Origin of the sequence: Serratia sp. BNK-10 (assembly GCF_047456065.1) — a bacterium.
GTDB classification, from domain to species: Bacteria; Pseudomonadota; Gammaproteobacteria; order Enterobacterales; family Enterobacteriaceae; genus Serratia; species Serratia ureilytica.
Genome location: NZ_CP179894.1, coordinates 126690 through 147873 on the forward strand (window position 1 = coordinate 126690; position 21184 = coordinate 147873).

General features: G+C 57.8%; 21 protein-coding genes and 2 tRNA genes. 17 read left to right on the forward strand and 6 right to left on the reverse strand.

Annotated elements, in window-relative coordinates; genetic code table 11:
- Window positions 1-46: 46 nt before the first annotated feature.
- The gene (gene mdh, locus ACMGG9_RS00580) at window positions 47-985 is read left to right on the forward strand and encodes a malate dehydrogenase (protein ID WP_033636811.1); all 939 of its coding nucleotides are present in this window, start codon (window positions 47-49) and stop codon (window positions 983-985) included.
- Between the two features lie 67 nt (window positions 986-1052).
- Here the strand turns inward: mdh and ACMGG9_RS00585 are convergent, their stop codons facing one another.
- Window positions 1053-1313, reverse strand: coding sequence for a helix-turn-helix domain-containing protein (locus tag ACMGG9_RS00585; RefSeq protein ID WP_004933567.1), 261 nt, complete (start codon window positions 1311-1313; stop codon window positions 1053-1055).
- Between the two features lie 180 nt (window positions 1314-1493).
- Here ACMGG9_RS00585 and ACMGG9_RS00590 point away from each other — a divergent pair, with 180 nt between their 5' ends.
- The gene (locus ACMGG9_RS00590) at window positions 1494-1850 is read left to right on the forward strand and encodes a DNA-binding protein (protein ID WP_164106790.1); all 357 of its coding nucleotides are present in this window, start codon (window positions 1494-1496) and stop codon (window positions 1848-1850) included.
- Window positions 1851-1900: 50 nt separating this feature from the next.
- On the opposite strand, the gene ispB is transcribed toward ACMGG9_RS00590, so the two are convergent.
- Complete coding sequence (ispB, locus tag ACMGG9_RS00595; protein ID WP_033641648.1) at window positions 1901-2872, reverse strand: octaprenyl diphosphate synthase; 972 nt, start codon at window positions 2870-2872, stop codon at window positions 1901-1903.
- A gap of 270 nt (window positions 2873-3142) precedes the next feature.
- Here ispB and rplU point away from each other — a divergent pair, with 270 nt between their 5' ends.
- The 4 genes from rplU to cgtA all read left to right on the forward strand — a co-directional run bounded on the left by rplU (window position 3143) and on the right by cgtA (window position 5995).
- Window positions 3143-3454: a 50S ribosomal protein L21 gene (gene rplU / locus ACMGG9_RS00600; RefSeq protein ID WP_004933561.1), complete on the forward strand. Its 312-nt coding sequence runs from the start codon at window positions 3143-3145 to the stop codon at window positions 3452-3454.
- A gap of 17 nt (window positions 3455-3471) precedes the next feature.
- Window positions 3472-3729, forward strand: a complete 258-nt coding sequence (gene rpmA / locus ACMGG9_RS00605) for a 50S ribosomal protein L27 (RefSeq protein ID WP_004933559.1) — start codon at window positions 3472-3474, stop codon at window positions 3727-3729.
- A gap of 105 nt (window positions 3730-3834) precedes the next feature.
- Window positions 3835-4806: a DMT family transporter gene (locus ACMGG9_RS00610; RefSeq protein ID WP_033651479.1), complete on the forward strand. Its 972-nt coding sequence runs from the start codon at window positions 3835-3837 to the stop codon at window positions 4804-4806.
- A 16-nt stretch (window positions 4807-4822) separates the two neighbouring features.
- Window positions 4823-5995, forward strand: a complete 1173-nt coding sequence (gene cgtA, locus ACMGG9_RS00615) for an Obg family GTPase CgtA (RefSeq protein WP_033641651.1) — start codon at window positions 4823-4825, stop codon at window positions 5993-5995.
- A 36-nt stretch (window positions 5996-6031) separates the two neighbouring features.
- Here cgtA and pmrB read toward each other — a convergent pair whose 3' ends face one another.
- From pmrB to dacB, 3 genes are read right to left on the reverse strand one after another with little or no spacing between them, the layout of a single operon-like run.
- Entirely contained in the window at window positions 6032-7093 is a 1062-nt protein-coding gene (gene pmrB / locus ACMGG9_RS00620) for a two-component system sensor histidine kinase PmrB (RefSeq protein WP_033641653.1), read from the reverse strand.
- Entirely contained in the window at window positions 7090-7752 is a 663-nt protein-coding gene (gene pmrA, locus ACMGG9_RS00625) for a two-component system response regulator PmrA (protein WP_033641655.1), read from the reverse strand. Before pmrA ends, pmrB begins: the two co-directional genes overlap by 4 nt.
- A gap of 8 nt (window positions 7753-7760) precedes the next feature.
- Window positions 7761-9194 (reverse strand): serine-type D-Ala-D-Ala carboxypeptidase, encoded by a 1434-nt coding sequence (gene dacB / locus ACMGG9_RS00630; RefSeq protein WP_025159591.1) that lies wholly within the window; start codon window positions 9192-9194, stop codon window positions 7761-7763.
- Window positions 9195-9450: 256 nt separating this feature from the next.
- Between dacB and greA the strand changes: the two genes are divergently transcribed.
- Window positions 9451-9927 (forward strand): transcription elongation factor GreA, encoded by a 477-nt coding sequence (greA, locus tag ACMGG9_RS00635; protein WP_004933539.1) that lies wholly within the window; start codon window positions 9451-9453, stop codon window positions 9925-9927.
- A 112-nt stretch (window positions 9928-10039) separates the two neighbouring features.
- On the opposite strand, the gene yhbY is transcribed toward greA, so the two are convergent.
- Window positions 10040-10333, reverse strand: coding sequence for a ribosome assembly RNA-binding protein YhbY (gene yhbY / locus ACMGG9_RS00640; protein ID WP_004933536.1), 294 nt, complete (start codon window positions 10331-10333; stop codon window positions 10040-10042).
- A 143-nt stretch (window positions 10334-10476) separates the two neighbouring features.
- Between yhbY and rlmE the strand changes: the two genes are divergently transcribed.
- The 10 genes from rlmE (at window position 10477) to infB (ending at window position 21129) form a co-directional block, all read left to right on the forward strand.
- Window positions 10477-11106, forward strand: a complete 630-nt coding sequence (gene rlmE, locus ACMGG9_RS00645) for a 23S rRNA (uridine(2552)-2'-O)-methyltransferase RlmE (protein ID WP_004933533.1) — start codon at window positions 10477-10479, stop codon at window positions 11104-11106.
- 56 nt (window positions 11107-11162) lie between these two features.
- A complete protein-coding gene (gene ftsH, locus ACMGG9_RS00650; RefSeq protein WP_004933529.1) occupies window positions 11163-13094 on the forward strand; it encodes an ATP-dependent zinc metalloprotease FtsH in 1932 nt (643 codons plus the stop codon).
- A 92-nt stretch (window positions 13095-13186) separates the two neighbouring features.
- The gene (folP, locus tag ACMGG9_RS00655) at window positions 13187-14023 is read left to right on the forward strand and encodes a dihydropteroate synthase (protein ID WP_033651477.1); all 837 of its coding nucleotides are present in this window, start codon (window positions 13187-13189) and stop codon (window positions 14021-14023) included.
- A 4-nt stretch (window positions 14024-14027) separates the two neighbouring features.
- Window positions 14028-15365 (forward strand): phosphoglucosamine mutase, encoded by a 1338-nt coding sequence (gene glmM / locus ACMGG9_RS00660; RefSeq protein WP_033651476.1) that lies wholly within the window; start codon window positions 14028-14030, stop codon window positions 15363-15365.
- A gap of 220 nt (window positions 15366-15585) precedes the next feature.
- The gene (secG, locus tag ACMGG9_RS00665; protein ID WP_004933519.1) at window positions 15586-15921 is read left to right on the forward strand and encodes a preprotein translocase subunit SecG; all 336 of its coding nucleotides are present in this window, start codon (window positions 15586-15588) and stop codon (window positions 15919-15921) included.
- A 70-nt stretch (window positions 15922-15991) separates the two neighbouring features.
- Window positions 15992-16078 (forward strand) — tRNA-Leu (locus ACMGG9_RS00670).
- Window positions 16079-16138: 60 nt separating this feature from the next.
- Window positions 16139-16215: transfer RNA gene (locus ACMGG9_RS00675), tRNA-Met, on the forward strand.
- A gap of 217 nt (window positions 16216-16432) precedes the next feature.
- Window positions 16433-16885 carry a ribosome maturation factor RimP gene (gene rimP, locus ACMGG9_RS00680; RefSeq protein ID WP_033644179.1) on the forward strand — a complete coding sequence of 151 codons (453 nt, stop codon included), beginning with the start codon at window positions 16433-16435 and terminating at the stop codon, window positions 16883-16885.
- A 21-nt stretch (window positions 16886-16906) separates the two neighbouring features.
- Window positions 16907-18415: a transcription termination factor NusA gene (gene nusA, locus ACMGG9_RS00685; RefSeq protein ID WP_004933514.1), complete on the forward strand. Its 1509-nt coding sequence runs from the start codon at window positions 16907-16909 to the stop codon at window positions 18413-18415.
- A 23-nt stretch (window positions 18416-18438) separates the two neighbouring features.
- A complete protein-coding gene (gene infB / locus ACMGG9_RS00690) occupies window positions 18439-21129 on the forward strand; it encodes a translation initiation factor IF-2 (RefSeq protein ID WP_019453339.1) in 2691 nt (896 codons plus the stop codon).
- Window positions 21130-21184: the final 55 nt, after the last annotated feature.

The following is a 21184-nucleotide window of genomic DNA, read 5'->3' on the forward strand; positions in this document are numbered from 1 at the left end:
CACATTCACGGCGCTTTATATATTTAAGACAATAAAGGAGTATAGGATGAAAGTTGCAGTTCTCGGTGCTGCTGGCGGTATCGGCCAGGCCCTCGCCCTTCTACTCAAAACCCAGCTTCCTTCAGGTTCTGAACTCTCTCTCTACGACATTGCCCCCGTTACCCCAGGCGTTGCCGTCGACTTAAGCCACATCCCAACCGCAGTTAAAATCAAAGGCTTCAGCGGCGAAGACGCGACCCCGGCTCTGCAGGGTGCGGACGTGGTGCTGATTTCCGCCGGCGTGGCCCGTAAGCCAGGCATGGATCGCTCTGACCTGTTCAACGTTAACGCCGGCATCGTGCGTAACCTGATTGAGCAAGTGGCGAAAACCTGCCCGAAAGCCTGCATCGGCATCATCACCAACCCGGTTAACACCACGGTCGCCATCGCGGCGGAAGTGTTGAAAAAAGCCGGCGTTTACGACAAGAACAAACTGTTCGGCGTGACTTCGCTGGATATCATCCGTTCCAACACCTTCGTGGCCGAGCTGAAAGGCAAGCAGCCGGAAGAGCTGAACGTGCCGGTCATCGGCGGCCACTCTGGCGTGACTATCCTGCCTCTGCTGTCGCAGATCCCTGGCGTGAGCTTCACCGATCAGGAAGTGGCGGATCTGACCAAACGCATTCAGAACGCCGGCACCGAAGTGGTGGAAGCCAAAGCCGGTGGCGGGTCTGCTACGTTGTCCATGGGCCAGGCGGCCGCGCGTTTCGGTCTGTCTCTGGTGCGCGCACTGCAGGGCGAGAAAGGCGTTGTGGAATGCGCTTACGTTGAAGGCGACGGCAAATACGCTCGCTTCTTCGCACAGCCGCTGGTGCTGGGTAAAAACGGCGTTGAAGAACGCAAGGATATCGGCACGCTGAGCGCCTTCGAACAGAAAGCGCTGAATGAGATGCTGGACGTGCTGCACAAAGATATCGAACTGGGCGAGAAGTTCATCAATAACTGATCGTCGCCGATAGTCAGCCGATAAACGCCGCCGGACGCTGTTCCGGCGGTTTTTTTTTGCCCCGCGTTCACGATTTGATGCGGGCTTTTCGATCCAGCAGGCAATCGCTGTGCGGATCATAATAGCGGCTTGGCCAGATCTCCGATGGGTGGATGCCGATTGCTTCGGCGATCAGCCATTCCCCCTTCGGCCAGGGACGCGATAGCGCGTTGGCCAGCGTTGATGAGCTTAATCCGGCCTTGCGCGACACCGCCGCCAGCGTGGTGCCCTGTTTGCGTAACGCCGCGATGATATCTGCCGGATGCCAATCTGGGTTCCTTGAATTCATGTTTACATTCCTTTTCTGATTAGCCAAAGTTGCGTTAGTGGTATAACTAACGGATCAGGGTTAGGCGTTTGAACAACGTGAAACGCTTATTCGGAAACAAGAATACCATTAAATTTCCTAAAAAATACCCAAGTAATTTCCAAAAATGACTTTGCCCACTATTGCCCAGAGATGATGGCTATGAGAAACGAGTGGTTTGCCGCCAAGGAACTGACAGGCATCGCAGGATTACCTTCCTCACCACAGGGAATCAATCTGATGGCCCGGCGCGAAGGCTGGATAAGCCGCAGGCGTAAAGGCGTGCAGGGAAAAGCGTTGGAGTATCATATCGACAGCCTGCCGCCTGGCGCGCGCAACCTGCTGATGCTGAAAGAAGATGGGGCGGCGTATGACGTAGAACGCCAGGATCCGTTAGCGGTATGGATCGAGTATTACTACCATTTGACGGAGAGCGAGCGCGAGAAAATGGTGGCTTTCCTGATGCGGGAAGGGATAGGCGGCCTGCTGGCGCGCATTGACGAAGAGAACAATACCTAGACAGGCCCGCATCAGCGGGCCTGATAAGAACGTTAAGAAACTTTTGTTTCTTAAAAGTCGCGTTGCACTGCCAGATGCGCCAGGCCTTCCAGCGCCGTGCGGTGCTCCGAGGCCGGCAAGACCTGCAGCGCGGCGATCGCCTTGTCGGCTTCTTCCTCGGCGCGTTGGCGAGTGTATTCCAGCGAACCGCATTGTTGCATCGCCTGCAATACCGGCTCCAGCAGATGACGACCGTTGCCTTGCTCAATCGCGCCGCGGATCATCTCACGCTGTGCGTCGTCGCCGTTGTGCATCGCGTGCAGCAGCGGCAGGGTCGGTTTCCCTTCATTCAGATCGTCACCGGTGTTTTTGCCCAGGGTGCTGCCGTCGGCGCTGTAGTCGAGCAGATCGTCGATCAGCTGGAAAGCGGTGCCGAGGTAGCGGCCATAATCTTGCAGCGCCTTCTCTTGCTCGGCGTTGGCGCCGGACAGGATCGCCGACGATTGCGCCGCCGCCTCAAACAGACGGGCGGTTTTGCTGTAGATCACCCGCATATAGCTTTCTTCGCTGATGTCAGGATCGTGCACGTTCATCAACTGCAGCACTTCGCCTTCGGCGATGACGTTGACCGCCTCCGACATCAGCGCCAGCACGCGCAGCGATTCCAGGCTGGTCATCATCTGGAAGGCGCGGGTATAGATAAAGTCGCCGACCAGCACGCTGGCGGCGTTGCCGAACGCGGCGTTGGCGGTGGCTTTGCCGCGGCGCATGTCCGATTCGTCGACGACGTCGTCATGCAGCAGCGTGGCGGTATGGATGAATTCGATCAGGGCGGCGACGGTGACGTGCTTGTTGCCTTCATAGCCCAACGCTCGCGCCGCCAGGACGGCGATCATCGGCCGGATGCGTTTACCGCCACCGCTGATAATGTAATAGCCAAGCTGATTGATGAGCGTGACATCGGAATTCAGCTGTTCGAGAATTGTTGCGTTCACGGCCGCCATATCTTGCGCGGTTAACTCGGTAATTTGCTCTAGGTTCATTGTGTTTTTTTCAGCTGTGTTTCTCTTCACCGCGTTGAGATCGCTGCTCACATCGGTACATGGCGGTAACTGTCCCTATGATTGTACTTGAAAAACGGTTCAGATAAACGCCACGAAAGAAACTGTGTTTTTTTTCTTCTTTTTTGTACATCTGGTCTTATTCTGCTCTTGTCATGCGCCGCTTTTTTGCGTAGAATTCGCGCCCTATTGTGAATATTTATAGCGCGCTCTGAACTAACACAGTCGGGCACGCGGAAAGCGGAGTTTTATATGTACGCGGTTTTCCAAAGTGGTGGTAAACAACACCGAGTAAGCGAAGGTCAGACCGTTCGCTTGGAAAAGCTGGACATCGCAACTGGTGAAGCGGTTGAGTTTGACCAGATTCTGATGATCGCTAATGGCGAAGATATCAAAATCGGCGTTCCTTTCGTCGATGGCGGCAAGATCAAAGCTGAAGTCGTTGCTCACGGTCGTGGCGAGAAAATTAAAATTGTTAAGTTTCGTCGTCGTAAACACCACCGTAAGCAGCAGGGCCACCGTCAGTGGTTCACTGACGTTAAAATCACCGGCATCAGCGCTTAAGTTAGGAGAGCGGATTAATGGCACACAAAAAGGCTGGCGGCTCGACTCGTAACGGTCGCGATTCAGAAGCTAAACGTCTGGGCGTAAAACGCTTTGGCGGCGAAGCAGTACTGGCAGGCAGCATCATCGTTCGTCAGCGCGGCACCAAATTCCACGCTGGTACCAACGTGGGTTGCGGCAAAGACCACACTCTGTTTGCTTTGAAAGACGGTAAAGTCAAATTCGAAGTTAAAGGCCCGAGCAATCGTAAATTCATCAGCATCGAAGCTGAATAATTTTTCGAGCCTTACGAAATAGATGTAAGCCCCGCAATTCGTTGCGGGGCTTTTTACATTTATGGGTTGCCTGCGGGCAGCCCCGTCAGCGTTGGCGAAGGTAATATGGATACGAAGCAGCAGGTCGGCGTGGGTATTTCCCTGGCGTTAACCACGGCGGTTTGCTGGGGCGCGTTGCCGATCGCGATGAAAGAAGTGTTGGCGGTGATGGAGCCGTTTACCGTCGTTTGGTATCGCTTTACCATGGCCGCCATCGGTTTGGGCGTGATCCTCGCGGTGCGCGGCAAGCTGCCGCCGCTGAAGATGTTCCGTCAACCGCGTTGGCTGCTGCTGTTGGCGATCGCCACGGCGGGGCTGTTGGGCAACTTTGTGTTCTTCAGTTCCTCGCTGCAATACCTGAGCCCGACGGCGTCGCAGGTGATTGGCCAGCTGTCGCCGGTGGGCATGATGTTCGCCAGCGTGCTGATTTTAAAAGAGCGCATGCGCATCACCCAGGTCATTGGCGCCTTGATGCTGATTTGTGGACTGATGTTGTTTTTCAACGTCAGTCTGATAGAGATCTTTACCCGGCTGACGGACTACACGCTGGGCGTCATGCTGGGCGTGTGTGCGGCGATGGTCTGGGTGAGCTACGGCGTGGCGCAGAAGGTATTGCTGCGACGGCTGGCTTCGCCGCAGATCCTGGTTATGTTGTACACTTTATGTGCGATAGCGTTGTTCCCTCTGGCCAAACCCGAGGTGATTTTCCAGCTTAGCGGCTGGCAATTGGCGTGCCTGCTGTTTTGCGGCGCCAACACGTTGATCGGCTATGGCGCGCTGGCGGAAGCGATGGCGCGCTGGCAGGCGGCGCAGGTGAGTGCGTTGGTGACGCTGACCCCGCTGTTTACCCTGCTGTTTTCTGATTTATTGGCGCTGGCCTGGCCCCAGGCGTTCGCCGCGCCGACGTTAAATCTCGTCGGCTATGTTGGCGCGTTTGTGGTCGTGGCGGGCGCTATGTTTTCCGCAATTGGTCACCGGTGGTGGCCGCGACGGGCAGAACCCCCCCAGGTTGCTCCTTTGAAGCAGCCCGGTGAATGATTTACGGAGACGGTAAATGAAGTTTGTAGATGAAGCAGCGATTCTGGTCGTTGCAGGCGATGGCGGCAACGGATGCGTCAGCTTCCGCCGCGAAAAATATATCCCTAACGGTGGGCCTGACGGCGGCGACGGCGGCGACGGCGGTGACGTCTACCTGCTGGCGGACGAGAACCTCAATACCCTGATCGACTACCGCTTTGAGAAGTCTTTCCGCGCCGAGCGCGGTCAGAATGGCCAGAGCCGCGACTGTACCGGTAAACGCGGTAAAGACGTCATCATCAAGGTGCCGGTCGGCACGCGCGTGAAGGATCAGGGCACCGGCGAGATCCTCGGCGACATGACCCGTCACGAGCAGAAACTGATGGTCGCCAAAGGCGGCTGGCACGGTCTGGGCAACACCCGTTTCAAATCGTCGGTCAACCGTGCGCCGCGTCAGAAGACGCTGGGCACCGCCGGCGAAGCGCGCGATCTGTTGCTGGAGCTGTTGCTGCTGGCCGATGTGGGCATGCTGGGGCTGCCGAACGCCGGCAAATCGACCTTCATCCGCGCGGTGTCCGCCGCCAAGCCGAAGGTGGCCGATTATCCGTTTACCACGCTGGTGCCAAGCCTGGGCGTGGTGCGCATGGACCACGAGCAGAGCTTTGTGGTCGCCGACATTCCGGGGCTGATCGAGGGCGCCTCCGAAGGCGCGGGCCTGGGCATTCGCTTCCTGAAACACCTGGAGCGTTGCCGCGTGCTGCTGCACCTGGTGGACATTGCGCCGATCGACGAATCCGATCCGGTGGAAAACGCCAAAGTCATCATCAACGAGTTGAACCAATACAGCGAAAATCTGGCACAGAAGCCACGCTGGCTGGTGTTCAACAAAATTGATGTGATTGGTGAGGAAGAAGCCGCCGAACGCGCCAAGGCGATTGTGGAAGGCATGGGCTGGGAAGGAAAGTACTACATGATCTCCGCCGCCAACCGCGAAGGCGTCAACGCGCTGTGCTGGGACGTGATGAACTTCATCAATACCCAGCCGAAAGCGATGGCGATCGAAGAAAGCGCGCCGGAAAAAGTCGAATTCATGTGGGACGACTATCACCGCGAACAGCTGGCGGAGATGGAATCGGAGGCGGATGACGACTGGGATGACGACTGGGACGAAGACGACGACGAAGGTGTCGAAATCATTTACCAGAAGTAATTCGATGATAAAGGGCTCAGCAACGCTGGGCCCTTATTATTTGAGCGCCTTTTCCGGCAGCCAACACTGGGCATTCAGGCCGCGCGCATCGCGGCGGTTTTCCAGCGTCAAGCGCCCCTGGTGCAGCTGCACGATGCGGATCACGATATTCAAGCCCAGTCCGCTGCCGCCGTAGCGTTGATCCATGCGGCGAAACGCCTGCGTCAGCTCCCCGACCATCTCTTCCTTGATCCCCGGGCCATCGTCGATGACCTGCAGCAGATAACCGCGGTCCTGCGGCGTTAACCGCACCTGTATCGCGCCGCCTTCCGGGCCGTATCGGTGGGCGTTTTCGACCAGGTTGCGCAGCAGCAGCCGCAGCAGCACCGGATCGCCGTTCACCGCGGCGGCGGCCGGCAATTGCCAGGCCAGCGTTTGCCCGCGTTGGGCGGTCATTTCGTCGAGCTCTTCACGCAGCGGCTGGATCACATCGGCTACCCAATCGAAATGCTGGTAATGGCCGCTGGCAAAGTCTTGCCCGGCGCGCGACAGCATCAGCAGTTGCTCGACGGTGTGCATCAGTTGATCGATGCGGGCGATCAGCGCCTGGCTGCCCTTGACGCCCTGTTTTTCCATCAGTTCCAGATGCAGGCGGATGCCGGCCAGCGGCGTGCGCAGCTCGTGGGCGGCGTCGGCGGTGAACAGGCGTTCCTGCTGAATGGTGTTGTCCAGCCGCGAGAATAGCTGATTGAGCGCATTGGTGACCGCCACCATTTCCTGGCTGTCGCTGGTGATCGGCAGCGGCGTCAGGTTATCGGCAGAGCGCTTTTCCAGCCGCTGCTGCAATTGGTTGAGCGGGCGGGTGATCCAGCTGATGGCCCAGAAAGACGCCAGCAGGGTCACGATCATCATGATCAGCGAAGGCGCCAACAGCGAGGCGATGGCCTCGGCGATCTCGGTATCGACGCGCTCGCTGCGCACTTTGGCGGACAGGGTTTCGTCCACCAGGAAGCTGATCTGTTCCTGGCTTTCGTGCCACAGCCAGAAGGCGCTGATGAGCTGCGTGACCAACAGGATCAGCGCCAACATCAGCAGCAGGCGGCGGCGCATGCTGATCATGAGGAAGGTTCCAGGCGGTAGCCGATGCCGCGCACGGTGCGGATGCGATCCTTGCCCAGTTTACGGCGCAGGTTGTGGATGTGCACTTCCAGCGTGTTGGAGCCCAGATCGTCTTGCCAGGTGTAGAGATCTTGTTGCAGGAGCTCACGGTTGACCGTCTGCCCGGCACGCATGATCAGGCGCGACAGAATGGCGAACTCTTTTGGCGTGACCTCCACCGGTTGTTGCTGCAGGTAGACCTGCTGGCTGGAGAGGTTCAACTGCAGGTCATCCACCTGCATCAGATTGTCGCTGTGGCCCTGGTAGCGCCGCAGGAGGGCGCGCACGCGCGCCTGCAGCTCAACCAGCGCGAAGGGTTTGACCAGATAGTCGTCGGCGCCGGCGTCCAGCCCGTCGACGCGATCTTCCAGGGCGTCGCGGGCGGTCAGGATCAGCACCGGCAGATCGATCTGCTGGCGGCGCCACTGCCGCAGCAGCGCCGCGCCGTCCATATCCGGCAGGCCGAGATCCAGGATCACCATGCTGTATTGGCTGGTGATGAGCAGGCTGTTGGCCTCCGCCGCCGTGGCGGCACAGTCGCAGACGTAACCCTCGCCGGTCAGCGCCAACGCCAGCCCCTGTTGCAGCAGTTCATCATCTTCAACGACCAGCAGCTTCATGACGACCCTCAGTTGTTTTGGTAAATATCCCGATACAGGCGGCTTTCGAAGCGCACCAGCGGCGCGCGGCGCTGTTTCTGATCTTCCGGCGGCACGGCGTAGCCGGAGAGATACTGCACGAAGGCCATGCGCTGGCCGCTGGCGGTCGTGATGAAGCCCGCCAGGTTGTAGACGCCCTGCAGCGCGCCGGTCTTGGCCGACACCTTGCCGTCGACGCCGGCTTCATGCAGGCCGCCGCGGTAGCGCAGGGTGCCGTCATAGCCGGACAGCGGCAGCATCGAGATAAAGTTCAGCTCGTTGTCGTGCTGCGCGATGTACTGCAGCGCCTGCATCATGGTCGCCGGGGCCAGCAGGTTGTGGCGCGACAGGCCGGAACCGTCGGCGATGATGGTATTGCCCAGATCGATGCCGGCCTTTTGGCGCAGCACCTGGCGCACCGCATCGGAGCCCGCTCGCCAGGTGCCCGGCACGCCGAAGCGCTCATGGCCGATGGTGCGGAAGACGGTATCGGCAATCATGTTGTCCGACTTTTTCAGCATGATCTTCAACAGATCGTGCAGCGGTGCCGACTGGGTTTGCGCGATCACCGTGCCGGTAATGCCGGGACGCGTCTGGCGTTTCAAATGCCCGTCGATCTGGATGCCGGCCTGCGTCAGCTCGTCTTTCAAGATGGCGCCCGCATAGCTGGCGCCGTCCTGGATGGCGAAGGCCAGCGGCAACGGCTCGCTGCGCTGCGTCAGGCAGCCGGTCAGGGTAAAGCGGTTCAGCTCGCCCGGCACCACGTCCAGCTCGCAGTACTGCGCGTCTGCCGAGCCGCGCGCCAGGGTGCGCACCTGGCTAAACATATTAACCGGATAATAGGAGGCGACGCGGATAAACGCCATGTCGCCCGGATTCGGCGCGCTGTACAGCGAGACCGAGAAACAGTTGCGATCGACGATGGCGGCGGCCGGCGGCGCGCTGAAGCACTGCGTCAGATCGTTCCACGGCCAACCGGGCGCTTTGTCATGGCTGGCGAAGACCGAGGTATCGACCAGCACATCGCCGCTGATTTGGCGCACGCCTTGCTTTTTCAGGACGGCCACCATATTGCGCAGGCTCTGGCGTTTGAAGGTCGGATCGCCGCTGAAGCGAGCGATCAGGTTGCCGCGCAGCACGCCGTCGCGGATATCGCCCTGGCTCTCCAGCGTGGTGGTGAAACGGTAATCGGGCCCGAGTTGCAGCAATGCCGCCAGCGCCGTCAGCACTTTTTGGGTACTGGCCGGCAGCGCCATTTGCTGAGAGTGGTAATCGATCGTCGGCGAGCCGGCGCCGATCTTCTGAACGACCAGGGCAAGGTTGGCCCCATCAGGCAGATATTGTGTGTACTCTTCAACCGGGGCCGCATTCGCATTCAGAACAAATGCGCAAGCCAATGCACTGACAATTCGTGAAAAACGCATAATCTCGGGATAACAGCTGGATAACGTGCCGTCATACTACGGTGCAATCAGGGAAAAAGTAAACGATGACCCTCAAGGAACTCTAGGCTAAAATGCGTATCAAAATGCAAAACCGATCTTGGCTTGGGCTCCGTTCCGAGTCAGGTTTCTTTTGTTTGTCGCCTGGAGGCGGGGGGCGGTATGCCAACCGTGTTTTCATACGAATACGTCAGGATGACGGTTATTTGAACAGGAAAGATTTAGAGGTATTTATACGATGAACCAAATTCCGATGACCTTGTTTGGCGCTGAAAAACTGCGCGAAGAGCTCGAATATCTGAAAAGCGTGCGCCGCCCGAAAATCATTGCGGATATCGCTGAAGCGCGTGAACACGGCGACCTGAAAGAAAATGCCGAGTACCATGCCGCCCGCGAACAGCAGGGTTTCTGTGAAGGCCGCATTCAGGAAATCGAAGCCAAGCTGTCCAATGCTCAGGTGATCGACATCACCAAGATGCCGAACACCGGTCGGGTGATCTTCGGCGCCACCGTATCGGTGATGAATCTGGACAGCGAAGAAGAAGTGACTTACCGCATCGTTGGCGACGATGAGGCCGATTTCAAGAAAAATCTGATTTCGGTAAACTCGCCGATGGCGCGCGGCCTGATCGGCAAAGAGCAAGACGATGTGGTGGTGATCAAAACCCCAGGCGGCGACGTGGAATACGAGATCCTGAAGGTCGAGTATCTCTGATCGGGACCGTTGGTCATTAATGCGCCAACGTTTTGTAAAGATAGGAAAAAGGCCGCAAGCGGCCTTTTATCTTGGTCAGGCGCATGGCACCTTTTCGTTAACCTGATGGTTATTAACGCGGTAGACTGATCTTGCGCTCTTTCGACGGGCGGTAAAGAATAAGCGTACTGCCGATAACTTGCACATTGCAGGCGCCCGTTTCACGCACGATAGCGTCGGCGATCAGGGTCTTGGTTTCGCGATCTTCAGCGGCGATTTTTACCTTGATCAGCTCATGATGCTCCAGAGCCTGTTCAATTTCAGCCAGCACCCCTTCGGTAAGACCGTTATTGCCCAGCATCACCACCGGTTTTAACGGATGCGCCAGGCCTTTCAGGTGCTGTTTTTGTTTATTATTCAGATTCATTGTCTTTTTTGCTTAAGTTGGGATTGAAAACGGTACATTCTACCGCCATCTCATGTATATCACCAAATCGGTCTTCACCGGTGTGAGTCTACGTGAGCAGCGACCCTGACATAAGACTCTTTTTATGATAGTTGGAAAACGAGATGGCTAATAAAAAGCGTTCGGCTAGCTCCAGTCGCTGGTTACAAGAACACTTTAGCGATAAATATGTACAGCAGGCGCAGAAAAAGGGACTGCGTTCCCGTGCCTGGTTTAAACTTGATGAAATACAGCAGAGCGACAAACTGTTCAAACCGGGCATGACCGTGGTTGATCTGGGCGCCGCACCGGGCGGCTGGTCGCAGTATGTGGTCACCCAAATCGGCGGTACCGGGCGCATCATCGCCTGTGATATTTTGCCAATGGATCCTATCGTTGGCGTCGATTTCCTTCAGGGCGATTTTCGTGATGAACTGGTGCTGAAGGCACTGTTGGAACGAGTAGGCGAGAGTAAGGTTCAGGTGGTCATGTCCGATATGGCCCCGAATATGAGTGGCACCCCGGCGGTCGATATTCCAAGGTCGATGTATCTGGTGGAGTTGGCGCTGGATATGTGTCGTGATGTCCTCGCACCAGGCGGAAGTTTCCTGGTGAAGGTGTTCCAGGGAGATGGCTTTGACGAGTACCTACGGGAAATTCGCTCCCTGTTTACGAAGGTTAAGATTCGTAAGCCAGACGCTTCCCGCGCCCGTTCGCGCGAAGTGTACATTGTAGCGACAGGGCGCAAACTGTAGTACCCTAACGCTGTTTGTTAACACAGTTGTAAGATGAGGTTAATCCCTTGAGTGACATGGCGAAAAACCTAATTCTCTGGTTAGTCATCGCGGTAGTGTTGATGTCTGTATTCCAGAGCTTTGGGCCCAGCGAGTCGAATGGCCGTAGGGTGGATTACTCTACCTTCATGTCCGAACTGACCCAGGACCAGGTTCGCGAAGCGCGAATCAACGGACGTGAAATTAACGTTACCAAGAAAGACAGTAACAAATACACGACCTACATCCCTGTCAACGATCCTAAGTTGCTGGATACGTTGTTAACGAAGAATGTGAAAGTTGTCGGCGAGCCGCCTGAAGAGCCGAGCCTGCTGGCTTCTATCTTTATCTCTTGGTTCCCGATGCTGTTGCTGATCGGGGTCTGGATCTTCTTTATGCGGCAAATGCAGGGCGGCGGCGGCAAGGGCGCGATGTCCTTCGGCAAGAGCAAGGCCCGCATGCTGACGGAAGACCAGATCAAGACCACTTTCGCCGATGTCGCCGGGTGTGACGAAGCGAAAGAAGAGGTGAGCGAACTGGTGGAATACCTGCGCGAACCGAGCCGTTTCCAGAAGCTGGGCGGCAAGATCCCGAAAGGCGTGCTGATGGTTGGCCCGCCGGGGACCGGTAAAACGCTGTTGGCGAAAGCGATCGCCGGCGAAGCGAAGGTACCGTTCTTCACCATTTCCGGTTCCGACTTCGTCGAAATGTTCGTCGGCGTGGGTGCATCCCGCGTGCGCGACATGTTCGAACAAGCGAAGAAAGCCGCGCCGTGCATCATCTTCATCGATGAAATCGACGCCGTCGGTCGCCAGCGTGGCGCCGGCCTGGGTGGCGGTCACGATGAGCGTGAACAGACCCTGAACCAGATGCTGGTTGAGATGGACGGTTTCGAAGGCAACGAGGGCATCATCGTCATCGCGGCGACCAACCGTCCGGACGTGCTTGACCCCGCGCTGCTGCGCCCGGGCCGTTTCGACCGTCAGGTCGTGGTCGGGCTGCCGGACGTGCGCGGCCGCGAGCAGATCCTGAAGGTGCACATGCGCCGCGTGCCGTTGGCGGCTGACATCGACGCCTCCGTCATTGCGCGCGGTACGCCGGGCTTCTCCGGTGCCGACTTGGCCAACCTGGTCAACGAAGCGGCGCTGTTCGCCGCCCGCGGCAACAAGCGCGTGGTGTCGATGGTGGAGTTCGAGAAAGCCAAAGACAAGATCATGATGGGTGCGGAACGCCGCTCCATGGTGATGACTGAAGCGCAGAAAGAGTCGACCGCGTATCACGAAGCGGGCCACGCCATCATTGGCCGCCTGGTTCCTGAACACGATCCGGTGCACAAGGTCACCATCATTCCTCGTGGTCGGGCGCTCGGCGTGACCTTCTTCCTGCCGGAAGGGGATGCGATCAGCGCCAGCCGTCAGAAGCTGGAGAGCCAAATCTCCACCCTGTACGGCGGTCGTCTGGCGGAAGAGATCATCTACGGGCCGGAAAAAGTCTCTACCGGTGCGTCGAACGATATCAAAGTGGCGACCTCCATCGCCCGCAACATGGTGACCCAATGGGGCTTCTCCGAGAAGCTGGGGCCGCTGCTGTATGCGGAAGAAGAGGGCGAAGTGTTCCTGGGCCGTTCCGTGGCCAAGGCGAAGCACATGTCGGATGAAACCGCGCGTATCATCGACCAGGAAGTGAAGTCGCTGATCGAACGCAACTACACGCGTGCTCGCTCGCTGCTGATGGAAAACATGGACATCCTGCACTCGATGAAGGATGCGTTGATGAAGTATGAAACCATTGATGCGCCGCAGATCGACGATCTGATGAACCGCAAAGACGTGCGTCCGCCGGCGGGCTGGGACGATGCGAACAAAGGCAACAGCTCCGACAACGGCGGCACCCCAAAAGCCCCGACGCCGGTAGATGAGCCGCGCACCCCAACGCCGGGCAACACCATGTCCGAACAGCTCGACAAGTAACAGCGGCTGTGTAATAACATCAAACCCCGGCATGCCGGGGTTTTTTTTTGCCCGGCGGGCAGTGAACCAGGCAACAGTAAGGTGGACCAACCATGCAGTTAACCGTGCGCGACATGACGCTCAATCTCTCCCATCCGCAGGTGATGGGCATCCTCAACGTGACGCCGGATTCGTTTTCCGACGGCGGCCGCCACAACACCCTGAACCAGGCGCTGGTGCATGCGCATGCGCTGATTTCGGCCGGCGCCACGATGATTGATATCGGCGGCGAATCGACAAGGCCGGGGGCGGCGGAAGTGAGCGAAGAGGAGGAGCTTGAGCGGGTCGTGCCGGTGGTAGAAGCGCTGGCGCAGCGCTTTGAAGTCTTTATCTCGGTCGATACCTCGAAAGCGGGTGTGATCCGCGAATCGGCGCACGCCGGCGCACACTTGATCAACGACATCCGTTCGCTGCAGGAGCCGGGCGCCCTGGCGGCGGCGGCGGAAAGCGGTTTGCCGGTCTGCCTGATGCACATGCAGGGGCAGCCGCGCACCATGCAGCAGGCGCCGCACTACGACGATCTGATCGCCGACGTTCAGACGTTTTTCGAGCACCATATCCGGCGCTGTAACGAGGCGGGGATAACAAATCAGAAATTGCTGCTCGACCCAGGCTTCGGTTTCGGTAAAAATTTGTCGCACAACTATCAGCTTCTGGCCCGGTTGTCGGAATTTCATCGTTTCGGTTTGCCGCTGTTGGTCGGCATGTCGCGCAAATCGATGATTGGACAACTGCTGAACGTGCCGCCGGATCAACGGGTTATCGGCAGCGTGGCCTGCGCGGTGATCGCGGCGATGCAGGGTGCGCAGATTGTCAGAGTGCATGACGTTAAAGAAACCGTCGAGGCGATGCGTGTCGTCGAGGCAACACTTTCAGCTAAGGGACAGTAGAGACATGAGCGAGCGCAAATATTTTGGCACCGACGGCATCCGTGGCAAGGTCGGGGACAGCCCCATCACGCCTGACTTCGTGCTGAAGCTGGGCTGGGCGGCCGGTAAAGTGCTGGCGCGTCACGGTTCCCGCAAGATCATCATCGGTAAGGATACGCGCATCTCCGGTTATATGCTGGAGTCCGCTCTGGAAGCCGGCCTGGCGGCCGCCGGATTGTCCGCCTCCTTCACCGGGCCGATGCCCACGCCGGCGGTGGCCTACCTGACGCGCACCTTCCGCGCGGAAGCGGGCATTGTCATCTCCGCTTCGCACAACCCGTTCTATGACAACGGCATCAAGTTCTTCTCGATCGACGGCGCCAAATTGCCGGACAACGTCGAAGAGGCGATCGAAGCCGAGATGGAAAAACCGCTGACCTGCGTGGAGTCCGCCGAGCTGGGTAAAGCCAGCCGCATCATCGACGCCGCCGGCCGCTATATCGAATTCTGCAAAGGCACCTTCCCGAGCGAGCTGAGCCTGAAGGGGCTGAAAATCGTGGTTGACTGCGCCAACGGCGCGACTTACCACATCGCGCCGAGCGTGCTGCGCGAGTTGGGCGCCACGGTGATCGCCATCGGCGTTGAGCCGGACGGGATGAACATCAACGAAAAATGCGGCGCTACCGATGTGCGTCAGCTGCAAGAGCGCGTACTGAAGGAAAAAGCGCACGTCGGCCTGGCGTTCGACGGCGACGGCGACCGCGTGATGATGGTGGATCACCTGGGCAACAAGGTGGACGGCGACCAGATCCTGTACATCATCGCCCGTGAAGGCCTGCGTCAGGGCCAGCTGCGCGGCGGCGCGGTCGGCACCCTGATGAGCAATATGGGGTTGGAGCTGGCGCTGAAACAGCTGGGCATTCCGTTCGCTCGCGCCAAAGTGGGCGACCGCTACGTGCTGGAGAAGCTGCAGGAGTTGGGCTGGCGCATCGGCGCGGAAAACTCCGGCCATGTGATCCTGCTGGACAAAACCACCACCGGCGACGGCATCGTGGCCGGGCTGCAGGTGCTGACCGCCATGGTGCGCAATCACATGAGCCTGCATGACCTGTGCAGCGGCATGAAGCTGCTGCCGCAGATCCTGGTCAACGTGCGCTTCGCCGGCGAGCACAACCCGCTGGAGTCCGACGCGGTGCGCAAAGTCACCGAGCAGGTGGAGGCCGAGCTGGCCGGCCGCGGCCGGGTGCTGCTGCGCAAATCGGGCACCGAGCCGCTGATCCGCGTGATGGTGGAAGGCGAAGACGAGCAGCAGGTGACCGCGCTGGCGCATCGCATCGCCGACGCGGTGAAATCCGCAGGTTAAAACAGACAGTTAGCCGCCGGGCTTGGCATCGCTGAGCCCGAACAGGCGATTGTTGGCGTTTTTTTCCGCAAACGCGCCGGCGGCTGCAAATTGCCCTTGCGCGGGTTGGCGGCTTTGGTTAGTATTCACACCCGCTTCAGTAGGCAGTTTATAAAAACGCCTGCTTGATGAGTGTGAAGCATTTGGCATGCGGTAAGGCCGCAAGGATACGGGTACTACTATGTACGAAGCTCTTCTGGTAATTTTCCTGCTGATCTCAATCGGGCTGGTTGCTCTGATTATGTTGCAGCAAGGTAAAGGCGCTGATATGGGAGCCTCTTTCGGAGCAGGTGCATCAGGCACATTGTTCGGTTCGAGTGGTTCCGGTAACTTTATGACCCGCATGACTGCTGTGCTGGCGACGCTGTTCTTCGTCATCAGCCTGATTCTGGGCAACCTCAGCAGCAACCAGAGCAAGAAAGGCAGCGAGTGGGAAAACCTGGGTCAGCCAGTGAAAACTGAGCAGACGACCGCGCCGGCGGCACCAGCCAAGCCGAGCAGCGATATCCCGCAGTAAGCCGCAACAAAGTTTGAAAACGGTGGTTGTGAACTCGAAAGAACAACGGCCGTTAGCAGTAAGAATCAGTACCGAGGTGGTGGAATTGGTAGACACGCTACCTTGAGGTGGTAGTGCCCTAACGGGCTTGTGGGTTCGAGTCCCATCCTCGGTACCAAATCCCAGAGATAACTTGCAATTTTGCGATTATCGGCGTAGTATTTGCCACGTTTTCGGACGCGGGGTGGAGCAGCCTGGTAGCTCGTCGGGCTCATAACCCGAAGGTCGTCGGTTCAAATCCGGCCCCCGCAACCACTTTCCTTTAAGTGTTTATTTTCAAATACACTTTTCGATTGAAACCCGCTTTTCTCGATCAACATTTGAAAATGACACTTGCTCGAAAGTTGTACCGAGGCCGCCTAGCGGCAAACAGGGTCCAGTTGCATAAAGCCCCGATTTTTCGGGGTTTTTTGTTATTTGGCAACAGAATCACTGGGCTATTTAGCCCTTTTTTTATGTCTTGGGGGTGGGCTTGTCCACATTAGAGCAAAAGTTAACAGAGATGCTTTCGGCACCGGTAGAAGCGTTGGGCTTTGAGCTTGTAGGCATCGAATTCATTCGTGCGCGCCAATCGACGCTCCGCATCTATATTGATAGTGATAACGGCATCAATGTTGATGATTGCGCTGATGTCAGCCACCAGGTCAGCGCTGTATTGGACGTCGAAGATCCAATCACGGTCGCTTACAACTTGGAAGTCTCCTCTCCTGGCCTTGATCGCCCGATGTTCACCGCAGAACACTATACGCGTTACCTCGGTGAAGAAGTCAGCCTGGTCCTGCGCATGGCGGTACAGAACCGTCGCAAGTGGCAGGGTATTATCAAGTCTGTCGAAGGCGAGATGATCACGGTTACTGTGGAAGGGAAAGATGAAGTGTTCGCGCTGAGCAACATCCAGAAAGCGAACCTGGTACCCCACTTTTAAAGTTTGGAAGAGGCAACTAGGATGAACAAAGAGATTCTGGCTGTTGTTGAAGCAGTTTCCAATGAAAAATCCCTTCCGCGCGAGAAGATTTTCGAAGCGCTGGAAACTGCATTAGCCACCGCAACCAAGAAAAAATACGAGCAGGAAATCGACGTGCGCGTCAGCATTGACCGCAGAACCGGCGATTTCGATACCTTCCGCCGTTGGGTCGCCGTAGACGAAGTGACTCAGCCGACGCGTGAAATCACGCTGGAAGCCGCTCAGTTTGAAGATCCGAGCATCGAGCTCGGCGGATACGTCGAAGATCAGATCGAATCCGTGACCTTCGACCGCATCACCACCCAAACCGCCAAGCAGGTTATCGTGCAGAAAGTGCGCGAGGCCGAGCGCGCGATGGTGGTCGACGCTTTCCGTGAACACGAAGGTGAGATCGTCACCGGCGTGGTGAAGAAAGTGAACCGTGACAGCATCGCGCTGGATCTGGGCAACAACGCCGAAGCGGTCATTGGCCGTGAAGACATGCTGCCGCGCGAAAACTTCCGTCCGGGCGACCGCATTCGCGGCGTATTGTATGCCGTACGTCCCGAAGCTCGCGGCGCGCAGCTGTTCGTCAGCCGTTCCAGCCCGGAAATGCTGAAAGAGCTGTTCCGCATCGAAGTGCCGGAAATCGGCGAAGAAGTGATCGAGATTAAAGCGGCAGCCCGCGATCCAGGCTCCCGTGCGAAAATTGCAGTGAAAACCAACGACAAGCGCATCGATCCGGTCGGCGCCTGCGTAGGTATGCGCGGTGCGCGCGTTCAGGCCGTGTCGAGCGAGCTCGGCGGCGAACGCATCGATATCATCCTGTGGGATGATAACCCTGCGCAATTCGTCATCAACGCCATGGCGCCGGCCGACGTCGCGTCGATCGTGGTAGACGAAGATAACTGCACCATGGATATCGCCGTTGAAGCCAGCAACCTGGCGCAGGCGATCGGCCGTAACGGCCAAAACGTGCGTTTGGCTTCCCAGCTGCTGAAACAACACCGCGGCGACGATCGTTGGGAACTGAACGTGATGACGGCGGACGACCTGCAGGCCAAGCACCAGGCCGAGGCTCATGCCGCTATTGATACCTTCACCAAGTATCTTGATATCGACGAAGATTTCGCCACCGTACTGGTTGAAGAAGGCTTCTCCACGCTGGAAGAGCTGGCCTACGTGCCGATCAAAGAGCTGTTGGAAATCGACGGTCTGGATGAAGATACGGTTGAAGCATTGCGCGAACGCGCCAAAGCTGCATTGACCACGCTGGCCCTGGCACAAGAAGAAAGCCTGGGCGACAACAAACCGGCCGACGATTTGCTCAACCTGCCGGGTCTTGAGCGCAGCATGGCCTTTAAACTGGCCGCGCGTGGGGTTTGTACGCTGGAAGATCTTGCCGAGCAGGGTGTTGACGATCTGGCTGATATTGAAGGGCTTAGCGATGAGCAAGCCGGTGAGCTGATCATGGCTGCACGCAATATCTGTTGGTTTGGCGACAACGCGTAATAACTGTAGCAGGAAGGAACAGCATGACGACAGATGTAACCGTAAAATCGCTGGCAGCAGAGATTCAGACTCCGGTTGATCGCCTGGTACAGCAGTTTGCTGATGCAGGGATCAACAAGTCCGAGTCGGACTCTGTTACCCAGCAAGAAAAAGAAACATTACTGGCGCACCTGAACCGTGAACACGGCAGCGCGCCGGGTAAACTCACTTTGCAGCGCAAAACGCGCAGCACCTTGAATATCCCGAGCACCGGCGGTAAAAGTAAATCGGTGCAAATTGAGGTCCGCAAGAAACGCACTTATGTAAATCGCGATACGCAGGAAGCCCAGTTGGCTGAAGCGGCAGAGCAGGCACAGCGTGAAGCGGAAGAGCAGGCACGGCGCGAAGCGGAAGAGCTCGCAAAACGCGAAGCGGAAGCGAAGCGCGCAGCCGAAGAGCAAGCCAAACGTGAGGCCGCGGAGATTGCTAAGCGTAATTCAGCGGAAAAAGAAAAAGTGACCAATCAACATACCGACGAAATGACCAAGCCAGCTCAGGCGGAAAAAGCACGCCGTGAAGCCGAAGCCGCTGAACTGAAACGTAAAGCGGAAGAGGAAGTGCGCCGCAAGGTTGAAGAGGAAGCCAAGCGCGTGGCGGAAGAAGCCCGTCGCATGGCCGAAGAGAACGGCGAGAAGTGGGCCCAGGCCGACGCGGCTAGCGCTGCGGTTGAAAGCGCCGACTATCACGTGACCACCTCTCAGCACGCCCGTGCCGCTGAAGATGAAAACGACGCCAAAGTTGAAGGCGATCGTCGCAGCCGCACCCGCGGCGGCAAAGCCACCAAGCAGAAGAAAGGCAACAAGCTGTCCGAATCCAAAGCGGATCGTGAAGAAGCGCGTGCCGTTACCCGTGGCGGCAAAGGCGGCAAACGCAAGCCTAGCGCTCTGCAGCAGGGCTTCAACAAGCCGGCGCAGGTGGTTAACCGTGACGTGGTGATCGGTGAAACCATCACCGTGGCCGAGCTGGCCAACAAGATGGCGGTCAAAGGTTCTCAGGTCATCAAAGTGATGATGAAACTGGGCGCCATGGCCACCATCAACCAGGTTATCGACCAGGAAACCGCACAGCTGGTTGCCGAAGAGATGGGCCACAAAGTTATCCTGCGTCGTGAAAACGAGTTGGAAGAAGCGCTGATGAGCGACCGTGATACGGGCGCTGCGGCCGAGCCGCGCGCGCCGGTCGTGACCATCATGGGCCACGTTGACCACGGTAAAACCTCTCTGCTGGACTACATCCGCTCCACCAAAGTGGCGGCGGGCGAAGCTGGCGGCATTACCCAGCACATCGGTGCCTACCACGTAGAAACCGAGAACGGCATGATCACCTTCCTGGACACCCCGGGCCACGCCGCGTTTACCTCGATGCGTGCTCGCGGTGCTCAGGCGACTGACATCGTGGTTCTGGTGGTGGCGGCCGACGACGGCGTGATGCCACAAACCATCGAAGCTATCCAGCACGCGAAAGCGGCGCAGGTGCCATTGGTGGTTGCGGTGAACAAAATCGACAAACCGGAAGCCGATCCGGACCGCGTTAAGCAGGAACTGTCTCAGTACGGCGTTATGCCGGAAGAGTGGGGCGGCGAAGCGCAGTTCGTTCACGTGTCCGCGAAAGCCGGTACCGGTATTGACGAGCTGCTGCAGGCCATCCTGCTGCAGGCCGAAGTTCTGGAGCTGAAAGCGGTTCGCAGCGGCATGGCGAGCGGCGTAGTGATCGAGTCCTTCCTGGATAAAGGCCGTGGCCCGGTTGCTACCGTGCTGGTTCAGGAAGGTACGCTGAACAAGGGCGATATCGTCCTGTGCGGCTTCGAATACGGCCGCGTGCGTGCGATGCGTGACGAGCTGGGTCGTGAAGTGACCTCCGCCGGTCCGTCTATCCCTGTGGAAATCCTGGGTCTGTCCAGCGTGCCTGCAGCGGGTGACGAAGCGACCGTGGTGCGTGACGAGAAGAAAGCGCGTGAAGTGGCGCTGTACCGTCAAGGCAAGTTCCGCGAAGTCAAACTGGCGCGTCAGCAGAAGTCCAAGCTGGAAAACATGTTCGCCAACATGACCGACGGCGAAGTGTCCGAGCTGAACATCGTGCTGAAATCCGACGTACAGGGTTCTTGCGAAGCGATCAGCGATTCGTTGCTGAAACTCTCCACCGACGAAGTGAAGGTGAAGATTGTCGGCTCCGGCGTAGGTGGGATCACCGAAACCGACGCGACGCTGGCTGCGGCTTCCAACGCCATCATCCTGGGCTTCAACGTGCGTGCCGACGCTTCTGCGCGCCGCGTGATCGAAGCGGAAAGCCTGGATCTGCGTTACTACTCCGTGATCTATAACCTGATCGACGAAGTGAAGCAGGCGATGAGCGGTATGCTGGCGCCGGAATACAAGCAGCAGATCATCGGCCTGGCCGAAGTGCGCGACGTGTTCAAATCGCCTAAGTTCGGCGCTATCGCCGGCTGTATGGTTACCGAAGGGACCATCAAGCGTCACAACCCAATCCGCGTACTGCGCGACAACGTGGTTATCTATGAAGGCGAGCTGGAATCCCTGCGTCGCTTCAAAGATGACGTTAACGAAGTCCGTAACGGCATGGAATGTGGTATCGGCGTTAAGAACTATAACGACGTGCGCGTCGGCGACATGATCGAAGTGTTCGAAATCATTGAGATCCAACGCACCATCGCTTAACGATTGCACATCTGCTTATATCTGTTTACGGGGGGCCTTTGTGCCCCCCGATTTG

Excerpts from the sequence above, each read along its gene's own strand:
- nusA (WP_004933514.1), top strand. The coding sequence starts at position 16,907 with ATGAACAAAGAGATTCTGGCTGTTGTTGAAGCAGTTTCCAATGAAAAA.
- secG (WP_004933519.1), top strand. The coding sequence starts at position 15,586 with ATGTACGAAGCTCTTCTGGTAATTTTCCTGCTGATCTCAATCGGGCTG.
- ACMGG9_RS00590 (WP_164106790.1), top strand. The coding sequence starts at position 1,494 with ATGAGAAACGAGTGGTTTGCCGCCAAGGAACTGACAGGCATCGCAGGA.
- pmrB (WP_033641653.1), bottom strand. The coding sequence starts at position 7,093 with ATGATCAGCATGCGCCGCCGCCTGCTGCTGATGTTGGCGCTGATCCTG.
- rlmE (WP_004933533.1), top strand. The coding sequence starts at position 10,477 with ATGGCTAATAAAAAGCGTTCGGCTAGCTCCAGTCGCTGGTTACAAGAA.
- infB (WP_019453339.1), top strand. The coding sequence starts at position 18,439 with ATGACGACAGATGTAACCGTAAAATCGCTGGCAGCAGAGATTCAGACT.
- ACMGG9_RS00610 (WP_033651479.1), top strand. The coding sequence starts at position 3,835 with ATGGATACGAAGCAGCAGGTCGGCGTGGGTATTTCCCTGGCGTTAACC.
- yhbY (WP_004933536.1), bottom strand. The coding sequence starts at position 10,333 with ATGAATCTGAATAATAAACAAAAACAGCACCTGAAAGGCCTGGCGCAT.
- ftsH (WP_004933529.1), top strand. The coding sequence starts at position 11,163 with ATGGCGAAAAACCTAATTCTCTGGTTAGTCATCGCGGTAGTGTTGATG.
- ispB (WP_033641648.1), bottom strand. The coding sequence starts at position 2,872 with ATGAACCTAGAGCAAATTACCGAGTTAACCGCGCAAGATATGGCGGCC.
- folP (WP_033651477.1), top strand. The coding sequence starts at position 13,187 with ATGCAGTTAACCGTGCGCGACATGACGCTCAATCTCTCCCATCCGCAG.
- cgtA (WP_033641651.1), top strand. The coding sequence starts at position 4,823 with ATGAAGTTTGTAGATGAAGCAGCGATTCTGGTCGTTGCAGGCGATGGC.
- mdh (WP_033636811.1), top strand. The coding sequence starts at position 47 with ATGAAAGTTGCAGTTCTCGGTGCTGCTGGCGGTATCGGCCAGGCCCTC.
- rpmA (WP_004933559.1), top strand. The coding sequence starts at position 3,472 with ATGGCACACAAAAAGGCTGGCGGCTCGACTCGTAACGGTCGCGATTCA.
- dacB (WP_025159591.1), bottom strand. The coding sequence starts at position 9,194 with ATGCGTTTTTCACGAATTGTCAGTGCATTGGCTTGCGCATTTGTTCTG.
- rplU (WP_004933561.1), top strand. The coding sequence starts at position 3,143 with ATGTACGCGGTTTTCCAAAGTGGTGGTAAACAACACCGAGTAAGCGAA.
- greA (WP_004933539.1), top strand. The coding sequence starts at position 9,451 with ATGAACCAAATTCCGATGACCTTGTTTGGCGCTGAAAAACTGCGCGAA.
- glmM (WP_033651476.1), top strand. The coding sequence starts at position 14,028 with ATGAGCGAGCGCAAATATTTTGGCACCGACGGCATCCGTGGCAAGGTC.
- pmrA (WP_033641655.1), bottom strand. The coding sequence starts at position 7,752 with ATGAAGCTGCTGGTCGTTGAAGATGATGAACTGCTGCAACAGGGGCTG.
- ACMGG9_RS00585 (WP_004933567.1), bottom strand. The coding sequence starts at position 1,313 with ATGAATTCAAGGAACCCAGATTGGCATCCGGCAGATATCATCGCGGCG.